Here is a 17,691-nt window from a genome sequence, read left to right as displayed (position 1 = left end):
TTAAGGGGGATCGAACAAAACAGCAACCTTATGCGTCTCAGGGTTGCATCAGGACAGAAGTCCTGTACAAAAAGGGAACAAATTCTTATTGTTCGGACTCAAGCCGCAGGACACGGAACCTCCATGCTCACTCACGGCCAGGTCTGGCGTGCCATCGACCAGCTCGCGGAACAGCATGGGCTGTCCACGTCGGGGCTGGCGCGGCGGTCCGGGCTCGACCCCACCACCTTCAACCGCTCCAAGCGCATCACCACGGACGGGCGCCTGCGCTGGCCCTCCACCGAGAGCATCGCCAAGGCCCTGTCGGCCACCGGCACCAGCGCCGAGCTGTTCTTCGCCATGATGGTGCCCGCCGATGCGCGCCACGGCGGGGCCCACGGCTTCGCCGAGGAAAGCCGGCCGCTGACGGGGCCCATCCACGCCATTCCGCAGATCGGCTTCGCCCAGGCGGGCTCGGGCGGCTTCTTCGACGATGCCGGCTTTCCCGTGGGCACGGGTTGGGACGAGATCGCCTTTCCTGAGGTGGAGGACCGGCACGCCTATGCGCTGGAGATCGCGGGGGATTCCATGCAGCCGGTCTATCGCGACGGCGACATCGTGGTGGTCTCGCCGGGCACGCCGGTGCGGCGCGGCGACCGGGTGGTGGTGAAGACCCGCGAGGGCGAGGTGCTGGCCAAGGAGCTGGTCCGCCGGACCACCCGCCACGTGGAGCTGCGCTCCCTCAACCCCGCCCACGAGGACCGTCAGATTCCGCTGGACCAGCTGGAGTGGATGGCCCGCATCATCTGGGCGAGCCAGTAATGCCAAGGGCCGGTGAGCGTGCCTCATCGGCCTTGGCATGAAGCCCGCGCGGCGCTTGAGCGACACCCTCTCGGCTTCGGTCGAAGACCGGAGCCGTTGGTATAAAGGCCCCTACCTCAGCAGCGCCTCCAGCGTCTCCAGCCGGTCGGCCTCGCCCGGCGGCTTGTCCCACCTGAGGCGGGCGATGCGGGGGAAGCGCATGGCGATGCCGGAGCGGTGGCGGGTGGAGCGGGCGAGCCCCTCGAAGGCCACTTCCAGCACCAGCCCCTCGTCCTTCTCGTGCACCACCTCGCGCACCGGGCCGAAGCGGTTGATGGTGGCGCGCCGCACGAAGGCGTCGATCAGCTTCAACTCCTCGTCGGTGAAGCCGAAATAGGCCTTGCCCACGGGCACCAGCACATCGCCCTCCTCGCCCTGCGTCCACACCCCGAAAGTGTAGTCCGAATAGAAGGACGAGCGCTTGCCGTGGCCGCGCTGGGCATACATGAGCACGGCATCCACCGTGTGCGGATCGCGCTTCCATTTCCACCACGGCCCCTTGGGGCGGCCCGGCAGGTAGGGGCTGTCGGCGCGCTTGATCATCACCCCTTCCACCGCGTCGGCGTCCGGTCCCGCGCCGGCCGAGGCGGGGGTCGCGCGGGCGCGGGTGAGGTCGTCCCAGCCGGCGAAGGGCACCAGCGGCGAGAGGTCGATGCGCGGCGACGACAGCTTCTCCACCAGCGCCTCCAGCCGCGCCCGGCGGGCGGTGAAGGGCAGGGCGCGCAGGTCCTCTTCCCCATCGACCAGCAAATCGTAGGCGCGGATGTGGGCGGGAAATTCCGCCAGCATCTTTACTGTGACGGTTTTGCGGTTGAGCCGCTGCTGGAGCACGTTGAACGGCTCAACCCGCCCCTCGCGGACGATCAGCAATTCCCCGTCCATGGCGCCGTCGAAGGCGATGGCGTCCGCAAGATCGGGGAAGGCCTCGGAGATGTCCTCGCCGGTGCGGGAATAAAGCCGCACCGCCCGCACCCCGTCCGGCCCGGTGCCGGCCACCGCCTGCACGCGGATGCCGTCCCACTTCCATTCGGCGCTGAAATCGCCGGGGTTAAGGTCGGCGAAATTGGCTTCCTCGATGGCGTGGGCCAGCATAACCGGGCGGAACGGGGCGGGATTGGAGGTTTCGGGCCGCGGCCCATGGCCCTCCACCCAGGCAAACAGCTCTTCATAGGGAGGTGCGAGCCCGGGCCAGACCAGCTCCACCTCGTCCGGCGTGACGCTTCCAAGGCTCGCCACCGCGGTCTTGGCGAGGCGGGCGGAGGCGCCCACCCGCATGGCGCCGGTGATGAGCTTCAGCAGCGCCCAGCGGCCGGTTTCATCCAGCCCGTCCAGCCAGTCGGCAAGGCGCCGGGGCAGGGTGGACCGCGAGAGGGTGGAGAGGCCGTGGACGATCTCGGACAGCAGCGGCGCGTGGGCGGGGGCATCCTCCAGCCTCGGCCACATGAGGGCGACGGTTTCCGAGAGGTCGCCCACATAATCGTAGGACATCTCGAACAGCACCGGGTCGGCCCGCTCCATGATAAGCGCGCGCACCACGCCGGGCTTGGCATTGGCGAAGGAAAGCGCTCCGGTGAGCGCCGCAAGCGCAAAACCGCGCTCGGGGTCCGGCGTGGTGCGGAAATAGTCCGCCATCAGCCGGATCTTGGCGTTGCGTCCGGCCTCATAGGACATGCGGTCGAGCAGGGCGGCGAAGCGGTTCATGGCGCAGCCCCCGGCGCTGCGCCCTCGGTGGGGGCGGCCTCCTCGTCCTCCTCGCCATAGCCCACCATGTGGAGCGGGCGGGCGCGCAATTGGCGGGTCTGGGCCCAGTGGACCAAAGCATCCTCGGCGCCATGGGTCACCCACAGCTCCTCGCAGCCGGTGGCCTGGATGGAGGCGCAAAGCCCGTCCCAGTCCGCATGGTCGGACACCACCAGCGGCAGCTCCACGCCGCGCTGGCGGGCCCGGGCGCGCACCCGCATCCAGCCGGAGGCAAAGCAGGTGATGGGATCGGCGAAGCGCCGCGCCCAGATGTCGGTCATGGCCGAGGGCGGGGCGATCACCACCGCCCCGGCGAAGGCGGCCTTGTCCGTGCCCTTCACCGGCCGGATGTCGCCCAGGGCCATGCCCTGCGTGCCGTAATAGTCGGTGATGGCGGTAAGGGCGCCGTGCACATAGATCGGCGCGTCGTGGCCGGCGGCGCGCATCAGCGCCATCATGCGCTGGGCCTTGCCGAGCGAATAGGCGCCGACGATGTGGGTTCGCTCGGGGAAGATGCGCACCGAGGCGAGCAGCTTCTCGGTCTCCGCCGCCGCCGGGGGATGGCGGAATACCGGCAGGCCGAAGGTCGCCTCGCTGACGAAGACGTGGCAGCGAACCGGCTCGAATGGCGCGCAGGTGGGGTCGGCGGCGTCCTTGTAGTCGCCGGACACGACGATCACGAGCCCGTCCTTCTCCAGCCGGACCTGGGCCGAGCCGAGCACATGGCCGGCAGGGTGCAGGCTCACCCGCACGCCGTTGATGACCACCGCATCGCCATAGGCCAGTGCCTGGGTCGAACCGGCGAAGCCTTCGCCGTAGCGGATGGCCATAAGGTCCAGTGTCTGCCGGGTGGCGAGCACATGGGCATGGCCGGCGCGGGCATGGTCCGAATGGCCATGGGTGATCAGCGCCCGCGGCACGGCGCGCGTCGGGTCCACGTAGAAGTCGCCGGCGGGGGAATAAAGGCCCTTGGGCGAGGGGCAGAGCAGGTCTTCCGGGCGCATGTCTTTATGAACTGGCTTGCCGCCTATATGGGAAGCGCAAAGCGGTTTCGCGAGGTTTCGGTCCAGTGGCTCATTCCGCCTTCACCCTCCTGTCCGGCGATCCGGTGCTCGACCGGCGGCTCGACTGGGCCCGCGCCTTCCTCGCCGAGGGCGACGCAAGCGCCTGCGCCGAGCTGCTGGCCGAGACCGTGACGGACGCCCCGCATTTCGCCGCCGCCTGGTTCCTGCTTGGGGAAGCGCGCGCCGCGCTGGCGGACCGCACCGGTGCGGCCGAGGCCTTTGAGCGGGTGCGCGCGCTCGATCCCGACGACGCGCTCGGGGCGGGGCTGCACCTGGCCCGGCTGGGCGCGGCGCCGGCCGAGGGGGCCATGTCGGCGGCCTATGTGCGCACCCTGTTCGATCAATATGCCGACCGCTTCGACACCGCCCTGCGCGACAAGCTCGCCTATCGCGGACCGGAACTGCTGTTCGAGGCGCTGACGCGGGCGGCGGCGGCGCGGGGACGCACGCTCGATTTCGCCGAGGGGCTGGATCTGGGCTGTGGCACGGGGCTCGCGGGGGTGCTGTTCGCGACGGTGGTGGAGCGGCTGGCGGGCGTCGACCTCTCCCCGGCCATGCTGGAGAAGGCGGCGGGGCTTGGTCTTTATGCCCGGCTTGAGGCCGGCGAGATGGGCGCGGCGCTGGAGGCAGTCCCCGAGGTCAGTCTCGACCTTATCCTTGCCGCCGATGCCCTGTGCTACGTGGCGGACCTTGCCCCCATCTTCCACGCGGCGCGGCGGGTGCTGAGGGCGGATGGCCTCTTCGCCTTCACGCTGGAAACCCATGAGGGCGACGGCGTGATCTTGCGCGATACCCTGCGTTACGCCCATTCCGCAGATCATGTCCGGGCACTGGCGCATGCGGCGGGGCTCGCCATCGTGCTGCTGGAGGCCGCCTCCACCCGCGCGGAAAAGGGCGTGGCGGTGCCCGGTCTCGTCTGCGTGCTGGGCTAGCTACCCCCTGCGGCCCAGCGCCTGGATGGCGAGGGCGAGGGCGCCGCAGCCAAGTCCCGCCGCGCACACCGCCGGCCAGCCGCCGAAGCCCCAGGCGAGCGTGGCCGCCGCCGAGCCCAGGGCTCCGCCGACGAACATGGTGCCGATGAGGATGGTGTTCAGCCGCGCGCGGGCGGCGGGCCGCAGGGCGAACACGATGTGCTGGTTGGCCACCAGTGCGCCCTGCATGGCGAAATCCAGCACGATGACGCCCACCACCATGCCGGCGATGCCGGGCCAGGCGAAGAAGATGAGCCAGGCCACCAGGGCGAGGCCGGCGCCCCAGAGCACCACGCTGCCGGGGCCCCTGCGGTCGGCGAAGCGGCCGGACAAGGGCGCGGCGAGGATGCCGACAAGGCCGAGGATGCCGAACAGCCCCGCCGCCTGCGCGCCCAGGTGGAATGGCGGCCCTTCCAGCCGGAAGGCGAGGATGGTCCAGAAGGCGATGAAGGCGGCGAAGATGAGCGCCTGGGTGATGGCGGCCCGGCGCAGGGTGGGAAACTCGCGCCACAGGGCGCCCAGCGACCCCAGCAGGCGGCCGTAGGACAGGCTGGTCTCGGGCATGCTGCGGGGCAGGGTCAGCGCCATCAGGCCGCCGGCGAGGAGCGCCATGGGCACGCCCAGCCAGAACATGTCGCGCCAGCCCGCATGGGCGGCGACGAAGCCGGACAGGGTGCGGCTCAGCAGGATGCCGGCAAGGATGCCCGACAGCACCATGCCCACCGTGGCGCCGCGCTTCTCCGGCGCGGCGAGATGGGCCGCCAGCGGCACGATCTGCTGCGCCACCGTGGAGCCGAGGCCCACCAGCAGCGAGGCGGCAAGCAAGGCCAGCGGCCCCTGCGCCAGGGCGGAGAAGGCCAGCGCTACCGCCACCGCCACGAACTGGATCACGATGAGGCGCCGCCGCTCCACCACATCACCCAGCGGCACCAGCAGGAACAGGCCGGCGGCATAGCCGATCTGCGTCACCGTGGGCACCAGAGGCGTGAGGGGCCCGGGCAGGTCGCGCTCCATCACCGCCAGCATGGGCTGGTTGTAATAGATGTTGGCCACCGCCACGCCCGCGGCGGCGGCCATGGCGAAGATGCGTCCGAAGCCGGCGCCCTGGGCGCTGGCGGAAGAGGAGGTCATGGGCAGTCTCCGGCCGCGCGGGCCCCAGCAGGGACGGTGCGCCGGCGGGCAGGGTCGGAAGGGGGCTGGACGCTCCCGGCTTGCGAGGCCGGCTGGGAGCGATGTGCCCACGATCCTAGATCATGCTGCGCCGCAGCGCGATCACCCCGCGCGGTTTTCGACCATCACGCTGTCGCGACATCCGCCCATCATTCACATGCGGGTGCCCATGACGCAAAGGCACGCGCACGGCGCCCGCGACAGCGGCTTCCCGCTTCGGCCGGCCTCAGCGCACCGGCAGGCTGAAGGGCTCGCCCTCGAAGGCGTCGGCGCCGCGGCCGATGGCATGAATGGCGGCCACCATCCTCCCGTCGCGCTTCAGCACCTTATCGGCCAGCGCCACGATGCGCGGATTGGGGGTCGCGGTGGGCGAGGCGTGGCGCAGGCGCTGGGCCAGCTCCGTCTCGTCGCGGTCGGGCAGCAGCGCGCACAGGGTGGCATAGGCCGCCGCGGTGGAGCGCGAGATGCCGGCATAGCAATGGATCACCAGGGGCGCCTCGCGCGGCCAGGCATGCACGAACTCGAACAACTCGTGCATGTGGGCCTCGTCCGGCACCACCATGCCCTCGATCTCCTCGACGATGTCGTTGATGCCGAGGAAGAGATGGTTAGTGGGGTCGACGTTGCTCGGACGGGTCAGAACCGTGTTCCCGTTGATGAGCGTGATGACATGCCGCGCGCCCGTGGTCTCGACCGTATCGTGCAGCTTGGCGAGGGAGCAGACATGGATCATGGCTTCAGCTCCTCGAACCGTTTCAGAAACCGCATTTTTGCGGTCTCTGCCTCCCATGGGGTGAGATAATCCTTTTCCGCCGCAGCGTCGAGGCGGGCCGGGCGGCCGAAGAAGGCCTTGGCTTCCTCGGCAGCGAATCCGGCAAGGCGCGTCGCCTCGAAAAAAGCGGCGGCATGGTCCGATGCCTTCACGATCTTCACCAGCGGCGCGGGCCAGACCGTCGGCAGGCTGAAGCGGATGGAGATGGCCGACAGGAGCCGGGCCTCCACCGCCTTGTAGTCGCCCCCCAGCACCGCCTTGAACGGGGAGATCATGTCGCCGATCACGTATTCGGGGGCGTCATGCAGCAGCACGCATAGCCGCCAGCGCGGATCGAGATCCGGGTGGGAGCGGCGCGACAGGCGCTCCACCAGCAGTGAGTGCTGCGCCACCGAGAAGATGTTGGAACCGGAGGTCTGCCCGTTCCAGCGGGCGACGCGGGCGAGGCCGTGGGCGATGTCCTCGATTTCCACGTCCAGGGGGGAAGGATCGAGCAGATCAAGCCGCCGCCCCGACAGCATGCGCTGCCACGCCCGCACCGGGACCGACTTTTTCCGGCGGGCGGGGGCAGGGGCCTGCTGTGTCTCCTCGGGCTGGGGGGAGGGGTCCTTCATCTCGGCGGTCACGAATCGCGTGCTCCAGGTTGACGGGAAGGGTAAGCTCCCGCCCACCCACGACAAGCCGCCCGTTACGGGCGGGCCGAGCCTTTCAGCCTAAGCCTTCCCAGCGCGAGCTGTTCCAGTGCGAGCCTTGCCATGACCGAGACCCTTTCGCCGCCGACGCCCGCCGCCGCCCCGCGCCCGCCCGTGCGTCCGACGCTGGCGGCCAGCGCCGCCGTGTTTCGCGGCCCGCTGGTGCTGCTCGCCCGCCGCGCCGCCAATCCCGGCGCCGGCCTGTGGAGCCTGCCCGGCGGCCGGGTGGAGCCTGGAGAGACCCTGGCCGAAGCGGCCGTGCGCGAAGTGATGGAGGAGGTCGGTGTGAGCGCCGACATCGTCGGGCTCGCCGCAGCGCGCGACATCATCATCCGCGACAAGGAAGGCGAGCTTGCCGCTCATTTCGTGGTGATCGCCCACGCGGCGCGCTGGCGCGCCGGCGAGCCACAGCCGGGGGCGGAGGCCGCCGAAGTGGGTTGGTTCCGCCCCAATGAGGTTGCCGCCCTGCCCACCACCGAGGGGCTCGCCGAGGTGGTGGCGCAGGCGGCCCTTCTGGTGATCGAGCCTTGACCGCAAGCCCGCCGCGCCGCAGGAGTGGGCGCGGAAACGGCAAGGTCATGCGCATCCTCGTTCTTCTCACCGCCGGCGCGCTCGCGCTCTCATCCCCCGCTTTCGCGGCGGGCCCGACCGAGGGCGCCCCGCCGCCCTATGACGGGGACCTCATGCGGCTCGCCGAGATCCTCGGCGCGCTGCATTATCTGCGCCCGCTGTGCGGCGTGACCTCCGAGGGGCAGCGCTGGCGCACCGAGATGCAGGCCCTCATCGATACCGAGCAGCCCTCGGACGCCCGCCGGGCCAAGATCATATCAAGCTTCAACCGCGGCTATTCCAGCTATGCGGAGGTCTACCGCGCCTGCACGCCAGCGGCGCGGGTGGCGGTGGAACGCCAGCTCGACGAGGGCTCGCGCCTCGCCCACGACATCGTGGTGCGCTACGGCGGAAATTAAGAATTCCGGCGTTAACCTTTTGGTCAGAACTGGCCTGAATGCCTGCGCGCGACATGCTAGAGAGTGCGGAGCGCCGCATGATTTTCGCGGCGCGGAGGCCTTGCCGTGTCGACCTTGCCCACCCCAGCCATCGCCCTTCCCGAGATCGCTGACATGGCCGCGGACGACCGCCACGCCGCGCTCACCTATCTGAACGATGCGTGGGTGGAGGCCGTGCGCGAGGGGCTCGACGAAGACTGCCTGGTACAGGCGGCGCTGTTCACCGCCCTGCGCAGCCTTGTCGCCACCTATGGCGAGACCGCGAGCGCCGAATACATGGCCCGCGTCGCCGAGCGCGTTGCGGCGGGCGATTATACCATCGCCGGTCTGACGCACTGAGGGTGCTTCTTTTTATTCGATAAGACTGAGACCCGGCCGGGAGCCTCATGCTCGGGCGTGTCCCGGAAGTCGGCTGTTGCTGCCTTGAGCCTCTGCGAACGGAACCCGCAATCATGCAGGTTCGGGGCATCCCCGCCGAGCCGCTGGTGTAAGAGCGCGAAAATCCGTCCCAGCCGCCCCGCGTGGATGGCCGGCACAAGGCCGGGCATGACGGCGGCTATATGGGATAGATAGCCGGTTATTGCCGGGTCTCAGCCGGCTCCGACCTCGATGTCCAAAGGCCCCAAAAACAAAACCGGCGCCCCGAGGGACGCCGGTTTCGCTTTCAGAAGGCGATGTGGCTCAGGCTGCCGCGTCGCGCTTGTTCTGGCGGTTGTGGATGAGGTCTTCCACCACGCCGGGATCGGCGAGGGTCGAAGTGTCGCCCAGGCTTTCGAACTGGTCCTCGGCGATCTTGCGCAGGATGCGGCGCATGATCTTGCCGGAGCGCGTCTTGGGCAGGCCCGGCGCGAACTGGATCAGGTCCGGCGAGGCGATGGGGCCGATCTCGCGGCGCACCCAGTTCACCAGCTCCTTGCGCAGTTCCTCGGTGGGTTCCTGGCCGTCCATCAGGGTGACATAGGCGTAAATGCCCTGGCCCTTGATGTCGTGGGGGAAGCCCACCACGGCGGCTTCCGACACCTTGGGATGGGCGACGAGGGCGCTTTCCACCTCCGCCGTGCCCATGCGGTGGCCGGACACGTTGATCACATCGTCCACGCGGCCGGTGATCCAGTAGAAGCCGTCCGCGTCGCGGCGGCAGCCGTCGCCGGTGAAGTACTTGCCGGGATAGGTGGAGAAGTAGGTCTGCTCGAAGCGTTCATGGTCACCGTAGACCGTGCGCATCTGGCCCGGCCAGCTGTCGGCGATCACGAGGTTGCCCTCGCAGGCGCCCTCAAGCACCTTGCCTTCCGCGTCCACCACCTCGGGCAGCACGCCGAAGAAGGGGCGGGTGGCGGAGCCGGGCTTCAGCTTGGTGGCGCCGGGCAGGGGGGTGATGAGGATGCCGCCGGTCTCGGTCTGCCACCAGGTGTCCACGATGGGGCAGCGCTCCTCGCCCACCACGCGGTAGTACCACTCCCAGGCTTCCGGATTGATGGGCTCGCCCACCGAGCCGAGCAGTCGCAGCGAAGAGCGCGACGTGCGCTTCACCGGCTCCTCGCCCGCCTGCATCAGCGAGCGGATGGCGGTGGGGGCGGTGTAGAAGATGTTGACCTGGTGCTTGTCGATCACGTCCCAGAAGCGCGACACGCTGGGATAGTTGGGGATGCCCTCGAACATCAGCGTGGTGGCGCCGTTCGCGAGCGGGCCATAGACGATGTAGGAATGGCCCGTCACCCAGCCCACGTCGGCGGTGCACCAGTAGATGTCGCCGGGGTGGTAGTCGAAGATGTATTGATGCGTCATGGACGCATAGACGAGATAGCCGCCGGTGGTGTGCAGCACGCCCTTCGGCTTGCCGGTGGAGCCGGAGGTGTAGAGGATGAACAGCGGATCTTCCGCGTGCACATGCTCAGCCGGGCATTCGTCAGTGACCATGGCGCAGGCTTCGTCGTAATAGACGTCGCGGCCGGGGGTCATATCCACCTTGCCGCCGGTGCGGCGCACCACGATCACATGGTCCACGCCGCCTTCGATCTGGGCGATCGCCGCGTCCACATTGGCCTTCAGCGGCACCTTGCGGCCGCCGCGCAGGCCTTCGTCGGCGGTGATGATGCACTTGGAGCCGCAGTCGGCCACGCGGCCGGCGAGGCTGTCCGGGGAGAAGCCGCCGAAGACGATGGAATGTACCGCGCCGAGCCGCGCGCAGGCGAGCATGGCGAACGCCGCCTCGGGGATCATCGGCAGATAGATGGTGACGCGGTCGCCCTTCTCCACGCCGCGGTTGCGCAGCACGTTGGCGAGCTTGTTCACCTCGCTGGAGAGTTCGCGATAGGTGATGTTGCGGCTCTCGTCCGGGCTGTCGCCTTCCCAGATGATGGCCACCTGGTCGCCGCGGGTCTCGAGGTGACGGTCGACGCAATTGTAGGCGACGTTGGTGATGCCGTCCTCGAACCACTTGATGGAGACGTGGCCGGGATCGAACGAGGTGTTCTTCACCTTGGTGTAGGGCGTGAACCAGTCGATGCGCTTGCCGTGCTCGCCCCAGAAGGCATCCGGGTCGTTCACCGAGGCGGCGTACATGGACTGATAGTGCGCATCGTCCACATAGGCCTTCTGGGCCCATTCGGAGGGAACGTCGTAGATCTTGTCGGACATGCTCTTGCCTCCCTCGCGCGGGCGCGTTTCCCGCGATCCTTCGTTTATGGCGGATTGTTCCGCTTCGGTTGGGCCGGATTATGGGGAGAGGCAGGAAGCTCCACAAGGCGGTGATGGGGACGACTTTGGGTGCATAGCCCTTCGTCGCCTCCGCAAAAGCCCGCGCCGGCCGGCCTGCAGTGCTAGCCGATCCGGCAAGGCCTTGTGTTTCAACGTACTTGCGGACGCAATCGCCCTTCGGTCCGCTACAACCGGCTTGCAGCGGACACCGTCGAAAATGCTGCCCCGCACTCTCCCGAAACTGTTCGCAGATGCCGCAGCAACCCGGCATTTCGCAGCGGCGGCCGTCGCCCTATAGAAGAGCTGAACCACCGCATCTGCGAGATCCTTGACCCTGCGGCAAGATTTTGCCGTCCCCTTCCTGAACCGGACCCCGCTTCATGACCCCCTGGACCCGTGTTCTTGTCGTCCTTGCCGGCCTCATGGGTGCCGCAGGTGTAGCCAGCGCCGCCGCCGCGGCCCATGTGGGCGGCGGGTCGAATCTGGAGACGGCCGCCCATTTCCTCCTGTTCCACGCCTCCGCCCTGGTGGGGCTCTGCGCCATCGGCCTCATGCTTGGGCGCGGACGCGTGGTGTTGCAATTGGGTGCGAGCGCCATCGCGCTCGGCGCCCTGCTGTTTTCCGGTGATCTGGCGTCGCGGGCCTTGATGGAAGTCAAGCTTCTGGGCGGCAGCGCGCCTTTCGGCGGCTCGCTGATGATCCTTGGCTGGCTCACGGTCGGGGCCAGCGCCCTCGTCGCGCGCCGGGCCTGAGTTAAAAGCGCCGCGCCTGAAAGCGGGTTTCGGCGAGGTCCACAAGGGCGTCGAGCCCATGGGGATCATCGAGGGCGAGGGTGACCGGCAGGGTGGCGATGGCGTCGACCACGGTCGCGAACTCCGGCCCGGCGAAGGCCGGCGCGGAAAGGCGGATCCTGTCCTTTTGCGTGGTCACCAGACGGGCGCCCTGCGCCCGCGCGGCCTCGACGAGGCGGGCGATTTCGGCGGGGCGGAACGGATGATGGTCGGCGAAGGCGTGCCGCGCCAGCAGGGTCAGCCCTTCCCCTTCCAGCGTCGCGAAGAATTTCTCCGGCCGGCCGATGCCGGCGAAGGCGATGAGCGGTACCCCGCGCAATGCCGCCACCGCCGCCGGATCGGGCACCAGCCGCCCGCGCAGCACGGTGCATCCTGCTTGTGCGGCCTCGGCGGCCACCTTCTCCCCCGCTGACCCGTCGCCCACGACCAGCACCGCGTCGGCGCGGGCCAATTGAGGCAGGAGCGGCGCCCGCAGCGGGCCGGCGGGGGTGACGCAGGCATTGCCGGCGCCCACGGCCCCATCCACCACCAGAACCGACACATCCTTGTGCAGGGACGGATTCTGGAAGCCGTCATCCATCACGATGTGGCTCGCCCCTACCGCCACCGCCATCTCGGCGCCGACCCGGCGGGCGCCGCCGGCGACGATGGTGGGGGCGTGGCGGGCCAGCAGCAGGGCTTCGTCGCCTACCGCGTCGGCGCCGTGGATCGCGGAATCCACCTTTAGCGGCATCGGCGCCGCGCCGCCATGGCCGCGCAGCAGGGCGAAGGGCGTGGCGCCACGGGCGGTGAGCCGCCGGAGCAGGGCGATGGCCGTGGGCGTCTTGCCGGCGCCGCCCACGGTGGGATTGCCGATGCACAGCACCGGGGCCTCCACCCGCCCGCCGGCCTTGCCCATGCGGGCGAGCGCGATGGCACCCACCACGGCACCGACGGGGGAGAGCAAGGCACTCGCAAGACCCGGGCGGCGCCACCAGAAGGCGGGCGCGCGCATCTTCAGCGGGCCTCGAGGCGGATCTGGATGAGATAGGGCTCGATGGCCGAGAGCGTGCGATCCAGCGCGCCGCCCAAAGCGGTGACGGTGGCGAAGGCGGCGTCGGCCATATGGCCCTGAATCTGGCTGTCTTGCATCAGGGCATAGGCGGCGCGGGCGATGCCCATGGCGTCGGCTACTTCTGCCGCGCCCTCGTTGGTGTCGAGGGCTTCATAGACGGCGGCGAAGTTCCACACATGGGGACCGTGGAGTACCACCGTGCCGAGCTTGGCCGGCTCGATGGGGTTCTGCCCGCCGTGCTCCACCAGCGAGCCGCCCATGAAGGCCACCTGCGCCAGGCGGTAGAACAGGCCCAGCTCTCCGATGGTGTCGGCCACATAGATGCCGGTGTCCGCGTCGGGCCATTCGTCGAAGGTGCGTTGGCGCGGAGCAAGGCCGGCGGCCTCGGCCAGCTCCGCCACCTCGGTGCCGCGCTCGGGATGGCGCGGGGCGATGATGGTGAGCAGGTCGGGAATCCGCGAGGTGATGATGCGATGGGCCTCGATGATCGCGCCTTCCTCCCCCTCGTGGGTTGAGGCGGCCAGCAGCACCGGTCGCTTGCCCACGGCGAGGCCGAAGCGCTTCAGCTCGGCGGCATCCACGCCGGGCGGCGGCACGTCGAACTTGAGATTTCCGCAGATTTCGACGCGTGGCGTGCCCAGAGCGCGGAAGCGCGCCGCGTCCTCCGCGCTCTGGGCCAGGCAAAGGTCGATGCGCGAGAGCAAGGCGCGGGCGCTCTTGGGCAGGCGGGCCCAGCGCTTGGACGAGCGCTCGGACAGCCGGCCGTTCACCAGTACCACCGGGGTGCCGCGCCGGCCCAGCTCAGCGATCAGGTTGGGCCACAGCTCCGATTCGGCCAGAAGCACCAGGTCCGGCGCCCAGTGGTCGAGGAAACGGGCGATGAAGCCGCGCGCATCGAGCGGTACGAACTGGTGGATCACCCCGGGCGGGGCGCGGGTTGCGGCCACCCGGCTGGAGGTGAGGGTGCCCGAGGTCAAAAGCACCTTGAAGCCGCGCGCATCGAGGCGTTCGATCAGCGGCAGCACCGAGATCACCTCGCCGACGCTGGCCCCATGCACCCACACCAGCGGTCCGTCCGGGCGTTCGGCGCTGGGATGTCCGCGCCGCTCGGCGAGGCGGGAGGGATCTTCCTTACCCTTGCGCACCCTGTAGGAGAGCCAGGCCGGAGCGAGGAGCGAGGCCGCGGCGCTCGCGCCCCGGTAGAGGCGCAGGGTCAGGGGCAGGGCGCGACCCTTCATACGGAGCCTGCTCCGGCGGCAAGGGCCTCGGCCCGGGCGGTGACGGCTTCAAGCCGGGCCTGCACCAGGTCGCGGGCGGCCTTCATGGTCGCCTCGTCCGCCTCGCGCGGCACGAAGATGGGCTCGCCCACCACGGCGGCGCCCCGGCCGAACGGCAGGTTGAGGCTGGCGCGGTCCCAGCTCTTCAGGGTGATGCGGTTGCGGGTGGCCATGGCGAGCGGGATGATAGGGCGTCCCGAATACCGCGCAATGGTCACGACGCCCATGCCAGCCCTGCGCGCGATCTTCGGCACGTCGGCGGTCATGGCCACGTTGATGCCCTGTTCCAGGGTATCGAGCATCTCATAGGTCGCGGAGACCGCGCCCTTGCGGTGGAAATCGTTGCGGGAGGTGGCGCCGGAGCCGCGGATGGTGCCCACCCCCAGCTTCTCGGCGGCGATGGCGTTGATCTCCGCATCCGCGTGGCGGGAGATGAGCACCTTCGCCTTGTGATGGGGCTTCATGGCGAAGGGTGTCAGGAAATGCTGCCCATGCCAGAAGGTGATGATCACCGGCATGCGCTCGTCAATGGTCTCGAAGATGTCCGGCGGCTCGATCACGAACCGCGTGGTGTGGGCCACGAGCTTGAAATAGGACGCGAACGTCGTGCCCGCCGCCACTTTGAAGGCGTGGTTTGTCCTCAGTCGCCGCCACATCTTTTGGTCTTTGCTCCGGGCTATGCGGCCGGCGGCTTATCGCCGGGTCCAGCCAACGCCCCTTCTTATTCATCTTGGAGACGGAAGGGCAGGCCGGGCCTGTGCGTCCCGACCGCTTCCCCTCATGGAGCCCGCCCCCGGGGGGCGGGCATTACACTGCGTCAGCTGCCCTGGACCTTGCCGGTTTCGGGATCCAGCAGGCGGTGCAGGTGCACGACGAAATAGCGCATCAGGGCGTTGTCCACCGTCTGCTGCGCCTTCGCCTTCCAGGCGGCGGCCGCGCTGGCATAGTCAGGGAAGATGCCGACGATGTCGAGCTTGGAGAGATCCTTGAATTCGGAGCCGTCGAGGGTGGTGAGCTCACCGCCGAAGACGAGGTGGGGCAACTGCTTGTGTGTGTCAGTCATGGCTTTTCCCAACTAGCGCTGATCCAAAGTGGTGTTGAAAAACGGGGGCGGGGGCGCATTCTCCACCAGCGCGGCGTGAAGCGCGGGGCTGGCGCAGATGAGCGCGGGGTGGCGCGGATCCGGCGCGTTGTAGCGCAAGGGCATGCCGTCGCGGGTGGTCAGAAGGCCGTGGGCCTCGTGCACGATGAGGTCGGCGGCCGCCAGGTCCCAGTCACTGCTGTTGCCGGCGGCGAAGGCGATGTCGATCTCTCCCGTGGCGACGCGGGCGATGCGCAATGCCAGCGAGCGGATGCGCGGCAGGCGCTCCACCGACGCACGCCGGGCGAGGGCGTCAAGATCTGCGGGAGGGCCGGCCACTCGGGCCCCGTCGAGGGTATGGCAGGGCTTCACCTTCAACGGAGCGCCATTGAGCACGGCGCCCCGGCCGGCCTCGGCGGTGAACAGCTGCCCGGTGGCGGGGGCGAACAGGGCGGCGAGAACGGGCCGGCCCTCTTCCACCAGCGCCACCGAGACCGCCCAGTCATGGCCGCCGGCCATGAAGCCTCGGGTGCCGTCGATGGGATCCACCACCCACAGCCGGCGGGTGCCGAGGCGCGCCGGGCCGTCGGCGGATTCCTCGGAGAGCCAGCCGATGCCGGCATCCAGCGCGGTGAGGTGGCGGTGGAGAAAGGCGTCCACCGCCATGTCCGCCTCGGTGACGGGGGAATTGTTGCCCTTGGTCCAGGATTTCACGCCAGCCTGGAACATGGCGAGCGCGATCTCGCCCGCCGCCGTCACCGTCTCGGTGAGCTGGCGCGCCAGGGGGGCGGGGTCAGGCCCGTCGGGGCCGCTCGTGGGCTCGACGCTCATGGGCCTGCCACATAGGGGCGTCGGCGTCCTGAGGCAAGAAGACTTGTGCTGCACTGCGTCAATGCCGCGCCTCGCCTCAGGGCAGAAGCGGCGCGAGCGTGTTGGGCACCAGGGTGTCGAGGGCAAGGCCCGCGAACAGGATCAGGCCGGCGTCGCGGTTGGACTTGAATACGCTGAGGCAGCGTGCGCCGTCGTCGATGTCGAGTCGGCGCACCTGCCCGGCCAAGTGCATGGCGAAGCCGATCAGGCCCATGACCGCGAACGGGCCGGAGGGCACCGACAGCAGGGCGATGCCGAACAGGACCACGACCAAAGTATAGCAGAGCGCCACTACCAAAGCCGTGCTGCGGCCGAACAGCAGCGCGGTGGAGCGCACGCCCACGATGGCGTCGTCCTCCTTGTCCTGGTGGGCATAGATGGTGTCGTAGGCGAACACCCACAGCACGCAGCCGGCGAACAGCAGCAGGGCCGGGTCGGCGATGGTGCGCATCACGCTGGCCCAGCCCATGAGCGCGCCCCACGAGAAGGCGATGCCCAGGATGAGCTGCGGCACCGAAGTGACGCGCTTCATCAGCGGGTAAATGGCCACCACACCCAGGGACGCCAGGCCGGTGACGATGGCGAAATGGGGCAGCGACAGCAGCACTGCGAGCCCGACGAGGGCCTGCGCCGCGAGGAAGGCGAAGGCCGCCGGTACGCTCACGGCGCCCGAAGCCACGGGGCGGTTGCGGGTGCGGGCCACCTGCCGGTCGATCTTGCGGTCGAGGATGTCGTTCCAGGTGCAGCCGGCGCCGCGCATGGCTACGGCGCCGATGGCGAACAGCACCAGCAGCCGGGGATCGGGATAGGGGGCGTCGTCGGCGATAGCGGCAAGCGCGGTGGACCACCAGCACGGCAACAGCAGCAGCCACGAGCCGATGGGCCGGTCCAGCCGGGCGAGTCGCAGATAGGGGCGCACGCGCAGGGGCGCGAAACGATCTACCCAGTTACCGTGCGAGGCGTCGGCGACAGGTGGGGGCATCGCCCCATCGCGGGAACCCGAGGGCAATCCGACGGCCTCACTTCAGCGCGTTGCCGTTCAGCGTGTCGAACACGCCACCGCTCTTCTGCGAGCCAAGGCTATAGCCGGTGGTGATGCCGAGCGCGCTGGACAGGGAACCCTGCGGCGGCGGCTTGGCGGCCCCGCCGCCGGGCGCGGCGCCACCGTTGGCGGCGGCTTCGCAAATCTTGTTGCGGATGCCCACCGACTTCTTGGCGCCTTCGGCGGCATTTTCGATGGCCTGGGGCGGGATCTGGCACCAGTCCTTGTTGTCGCCCAGGAACTTCACCCACTTGGCCTCGGAGGCGGTGTAGGCGCGGAACAGCGGGCACAGGGTCTGGGGATCGGCCTTCTTCTTGATGGCGGCCTGGAGGGCCTTGCCCTTCTCTTCCAGCTCCCCGCGCACGGAGGCGACATCGCTCTGGCAATCCGCCAGTGCGGCGCCTGTCGACAGCGCGGTCCCGGCCAGTGCGGCCGCCGTGGCGAATGCGAGCGTCAGTTTCTTCATGAGGCCGAGCCCCTCCTCATTCCACCCCTGCGGAACCTTGTGGTGATATACACAGCCCAAAGATGGGGCAATATCGGGGCGGACGGCGAAGAGAGCCTATCATTCGTTCCCTAACGGAATTTTGCGATCCGGCCTCAGAAGTCCTGTGGCACCGCTT

The 17,691-nt window shown here is 69.2% G+C and carries 19 protein-coding genes; 6 read left to right on the top strand and 13 right to left on the bottom strand.

What is annotated here, in order from left to right; translation table 11 throughout:
• Positions 1-123 precede the first annotated feature (123 nt).
• Entirely contained in the window at positions 124-801 is a 678-nt protein-coding gene (locus tag FBQ73_RS09595) for a S24 family peptidase (protein ID WP_138399267.1), read from the top strand.
• A gap of 111 nt (positions 802-912) precedes the next feature.
• Here FBQ73_RS09595 and FBQ73_RS09590 read toward each other — a convergent pair whose 3' ends face one another.
• Both FBQ73_RS09590 and FBQ73_RS09585 read right to left on the bottom strand, forming a co-directional pair.
• On the bottom strand, positions 913-2,541 hold the full coding sequence (locus FBQ73_RS09590) for a cisplatin damage response ATP-dependent DNA ligase (protein ID WP_138399266.1): 1,629 nt from the start codon (positions 2,539-2,541) through the stop codon (positions 913-915).
• The gene (locus FBQ73_RS09585) at positions 2,538-3,584 is read right to left on the bottom strand and encodes a ligase-associated DNA damage response exonuclease (RefSeq protein WP_138399265.1); all 1,047 of its coding nucleotides are present in this window, start codon (positions 3,582-3,584) and stop codon (positions 2,538-2,540) included. The genes FBQ73_RS09590 and FBQ73_RS09585 overlap by 4 nt, the downstream gene beginning before the upstream one ends.
• Positions 3,585-3,649: 65 nt before the next feature.
• Here FBQ73_RS09585 and FBQ73_RS09580 point away from each other — a divergent pair, with 65 nt between their 5' ends.
• Entirely contained in the window at positions 3,650-4,576 is a 927-nt protein-coding gene (locus FBQ73_RS09580; protein WP_138399264.1) for a methyltransferase domain-containing protein, read from the top strand.
• Here the strand turns inward: FBQ73_RS09580 and FBQ73_RS09575 are convergent, their stop codons facing one another.
• The 3 genes from FBQ73_RS09575 to FBQ73_RS09565 all read right to left on the bottom strand — a co-directional run bounded on the left by FBQ73_RS09575 (position 4,577) and on the right by FBQ73_RS09565 (position 7,171).
• Complete coding sequence (locus FBQ73_RS09575; RefSeq protein ID WP_138399263.1) at positions 4,577-5,746, bottom strand: MFS transporter; 1,170 nt, start codon at positions 5,744-5,746, stop codon at positions 4,577-4,579.
• A 265-nt stretch (positions 5,747-6,011) separates the two neighbouring features.
• Positions 6,012-6,518, bottom strand: coding sequence for a tyrosine phosphatase family protein (locus tag FBQ73_RS09570; protein ID WP_138399262.1), 507 nt, complete (start codon positions 6,516-6,518; stop codon positions 6,012-6,014).
• Entirely contained in the window at positions 6,515-7,171 is a 657-nt protein-coding gene (locus FBQ73_RS09565; RefSeq protein ID WP_392567231.1) for a hydrolase, read from the bottom strand. Before FBQ73_RS09565 ends, FBQ73_RS09570 begins: the two co-directional genes overlap by 4 nt.
• A 141-nt stretch (positions 7,172-7,312) precedes the next feature.
• Here FBQ73_RS09565 and FBQ73_RS09560 point away from each other — a divergent pair, with 141 nt between their 5' ends.
• The 3 genes from FBQ73_RS09560 to FBQ73_RS09550 all read left to right on the top strand — a co-directional run bounded on the left by FBQ73_RS09560 (position 7,313) and on the right by FBQ73_RS09550 (position 8,595).
• On the top strand, positions 7,313-7,780 hold the full coding sequence (locus tag FBQ73_RS09560; protein ID WP_138399261.1) for an NUDIX hydrolase: 468 nt from the start codon (positions 7,313-7,315) through the stop codon (positions 7,778-7,780).
• 47 nt (positions 7,781-7,827) lie between these two features.
• Positions 7,828-8,217 (top strand): TIGR02301 family protein, encoded by a 390-nt coding sequence (locus FBQ73_RS09555; RefSeq protein ID WP_170218826.1) that lies wholly within the window; start codon positions 7,828-7,830, stop codon positions 8,215-8,217.
• A 105-nt stretch (positions 8,218-8,322) separates the two neighbouring features.
• Complete coding sequence (locus FBQ73_RS09550) at positions 8,323-8,595, top strand: hypothetical protein (protein ID WP_138399259.1); 273 nt, start codon at positions 8,323-8,325, stop codon at positions 8,593-8,595.
• Positions 8,596-8,937: 342 nt separating this feature from the next.
• Here FBQ73_RS09550 and acs read toward each other — a convergent pair whose 3' ends face one another.
• Positions 8,938-10,893, bottom strand: coding sequence for an acetate--CoA ligase (gene acs / locus FBQ73_RS09545; RefSeq protein WP_138399258.1), 1,956 nt, complete (start codon positions 10,891-10,893; stop codon positions 8,938-8,940).
• A 440-nt stretch (positions 10,894-11,333) separates the two neighbouring features.
• On the opposite strand from acs, the gene FBQ73_RS09540 reads away from it, so the two are divergent.
• Positions 11,334-11,705, top strand: a complete 372-nt coding sequence (locus FBQ73_RS09540) for a DUF423 domain-containing protein (RefSeq protein ID WP_138399257.1) — start codon at positions 11,334-11,336, stop codon at positions 11,703-11,705.
• A gap of 1 nt (position 11,706) precedes the next feature.
• On the opposite strand, the gene lpxK is transcribed toward FBQ73_RS09540, so the two are convergent.
• The 7 genes from lpxK to FBQ73_RS09505 form a co-directional block, all read right to left on the bottom strand.
• Positions 11,707-12,738, bottom strand: a complete 1,032-nt coding sequence (lpxK, locus tag FBQ73_RS09535; RefSeq protein ID WP_138399256.1) for a tetraacyldisaccharide 4'-kinase — start codon at positions 12,736-12,738, stop codon at positions 11,707-11,709.
• A 2-nt stretch (positions 12,739-12,740) separates the two neighbouring features.
• Entirely contained in the window at positions 12,741-14,036 is a 1,296-nt protein-coding gene (locus FBQ73_RS09530; protein WP_138399255.1) for a 3-deoxy-D-manno-octulosonic acid transferase, read from the bottom strand.
• Positions 14,033-14,731, bottom strand: a complete 699-nt coding sequence (locus FBQ73_RS09525) for a lysophospholipid acyltransferase family protein (protein WP_138399254.1) — start codon at positions 14,729-14,731, stop codon at positions 14,033-14,035. Before FBQ73_RS09525 ends, FBQ73_RS09530 begins: the two co-directional genes overlap by 4 nt.
• A gap of 161 nt (positions 14,732-14,892) precedes the next feature.
• The gene (locus FBQ73_RS09520) at positions 14,893-15,138 is read right to left on the bottom strand and encodes a DUF4170 domain-containing protein (protein WP_138399253.1); all 246 of its coding nucleotides are present in this window, start codon (positions 15,136-15,138) and stop codon (positions 14,893-14,895) included.
• 12 nt (positions 15,139-15,150) lie between these two features.
• The gene (locus tag FBQ73_RS09515; protein WP_138399252.1) at positions 15,151-15,987 is read right to left on the bottom strand and encodes a 3'(2'),5'-bisphosphate nucleotidase CysQ; all 837 of its coding nucleotides are present in this window, start codon (positions 15,985-15,987) and stop codon (positions 15,151-15,153) included.
• 76 nt (positions 15,988-16,063) lie between these two features.
• A complete protein-coding gene (gene ubiA / locus FBQ73_RS09510; RefSeq protein WP_138399251.1) occupies positions 16,064-17,008 on the bottom strand; it encodes a 4-hydroxybenzoate octaprenyltransferase in 945 nt (314 codons plus the stop codon).
• Positions 17,009-17,045: 37 nt separating this feature from the next.
• Positions 17,046-17,534 carry a hypothetical protein gene (locus FBQ73_RS09505; protein ID WP_138399250.1) on the bottom strand — a complete coding sequence of 163 codons (489 nt, stop codon included), beginning with the start codon at positions 17,532-17,534 and terminating at the stop codon, positions 17,046-17,048.
• Positions 17,535-17,691: the final 157 nt, after the last annotated feature.

The sequence above is a fragment of the Xanthobacter autotrophicus genome, assembly GCF_005871085.1.
GTDB lineage: Bacteria > Pseudomonadota > Alphaproteobacteria > Rhizobiales > Xanthobacteraceae > Xanthobacter > Xanthobacter autotrophicus.
The sequence above is the reverse complement of the archived record's forward strand: the minus strand, read 5'-3'. Positions and strand labels throughout refer to the sequence as shown.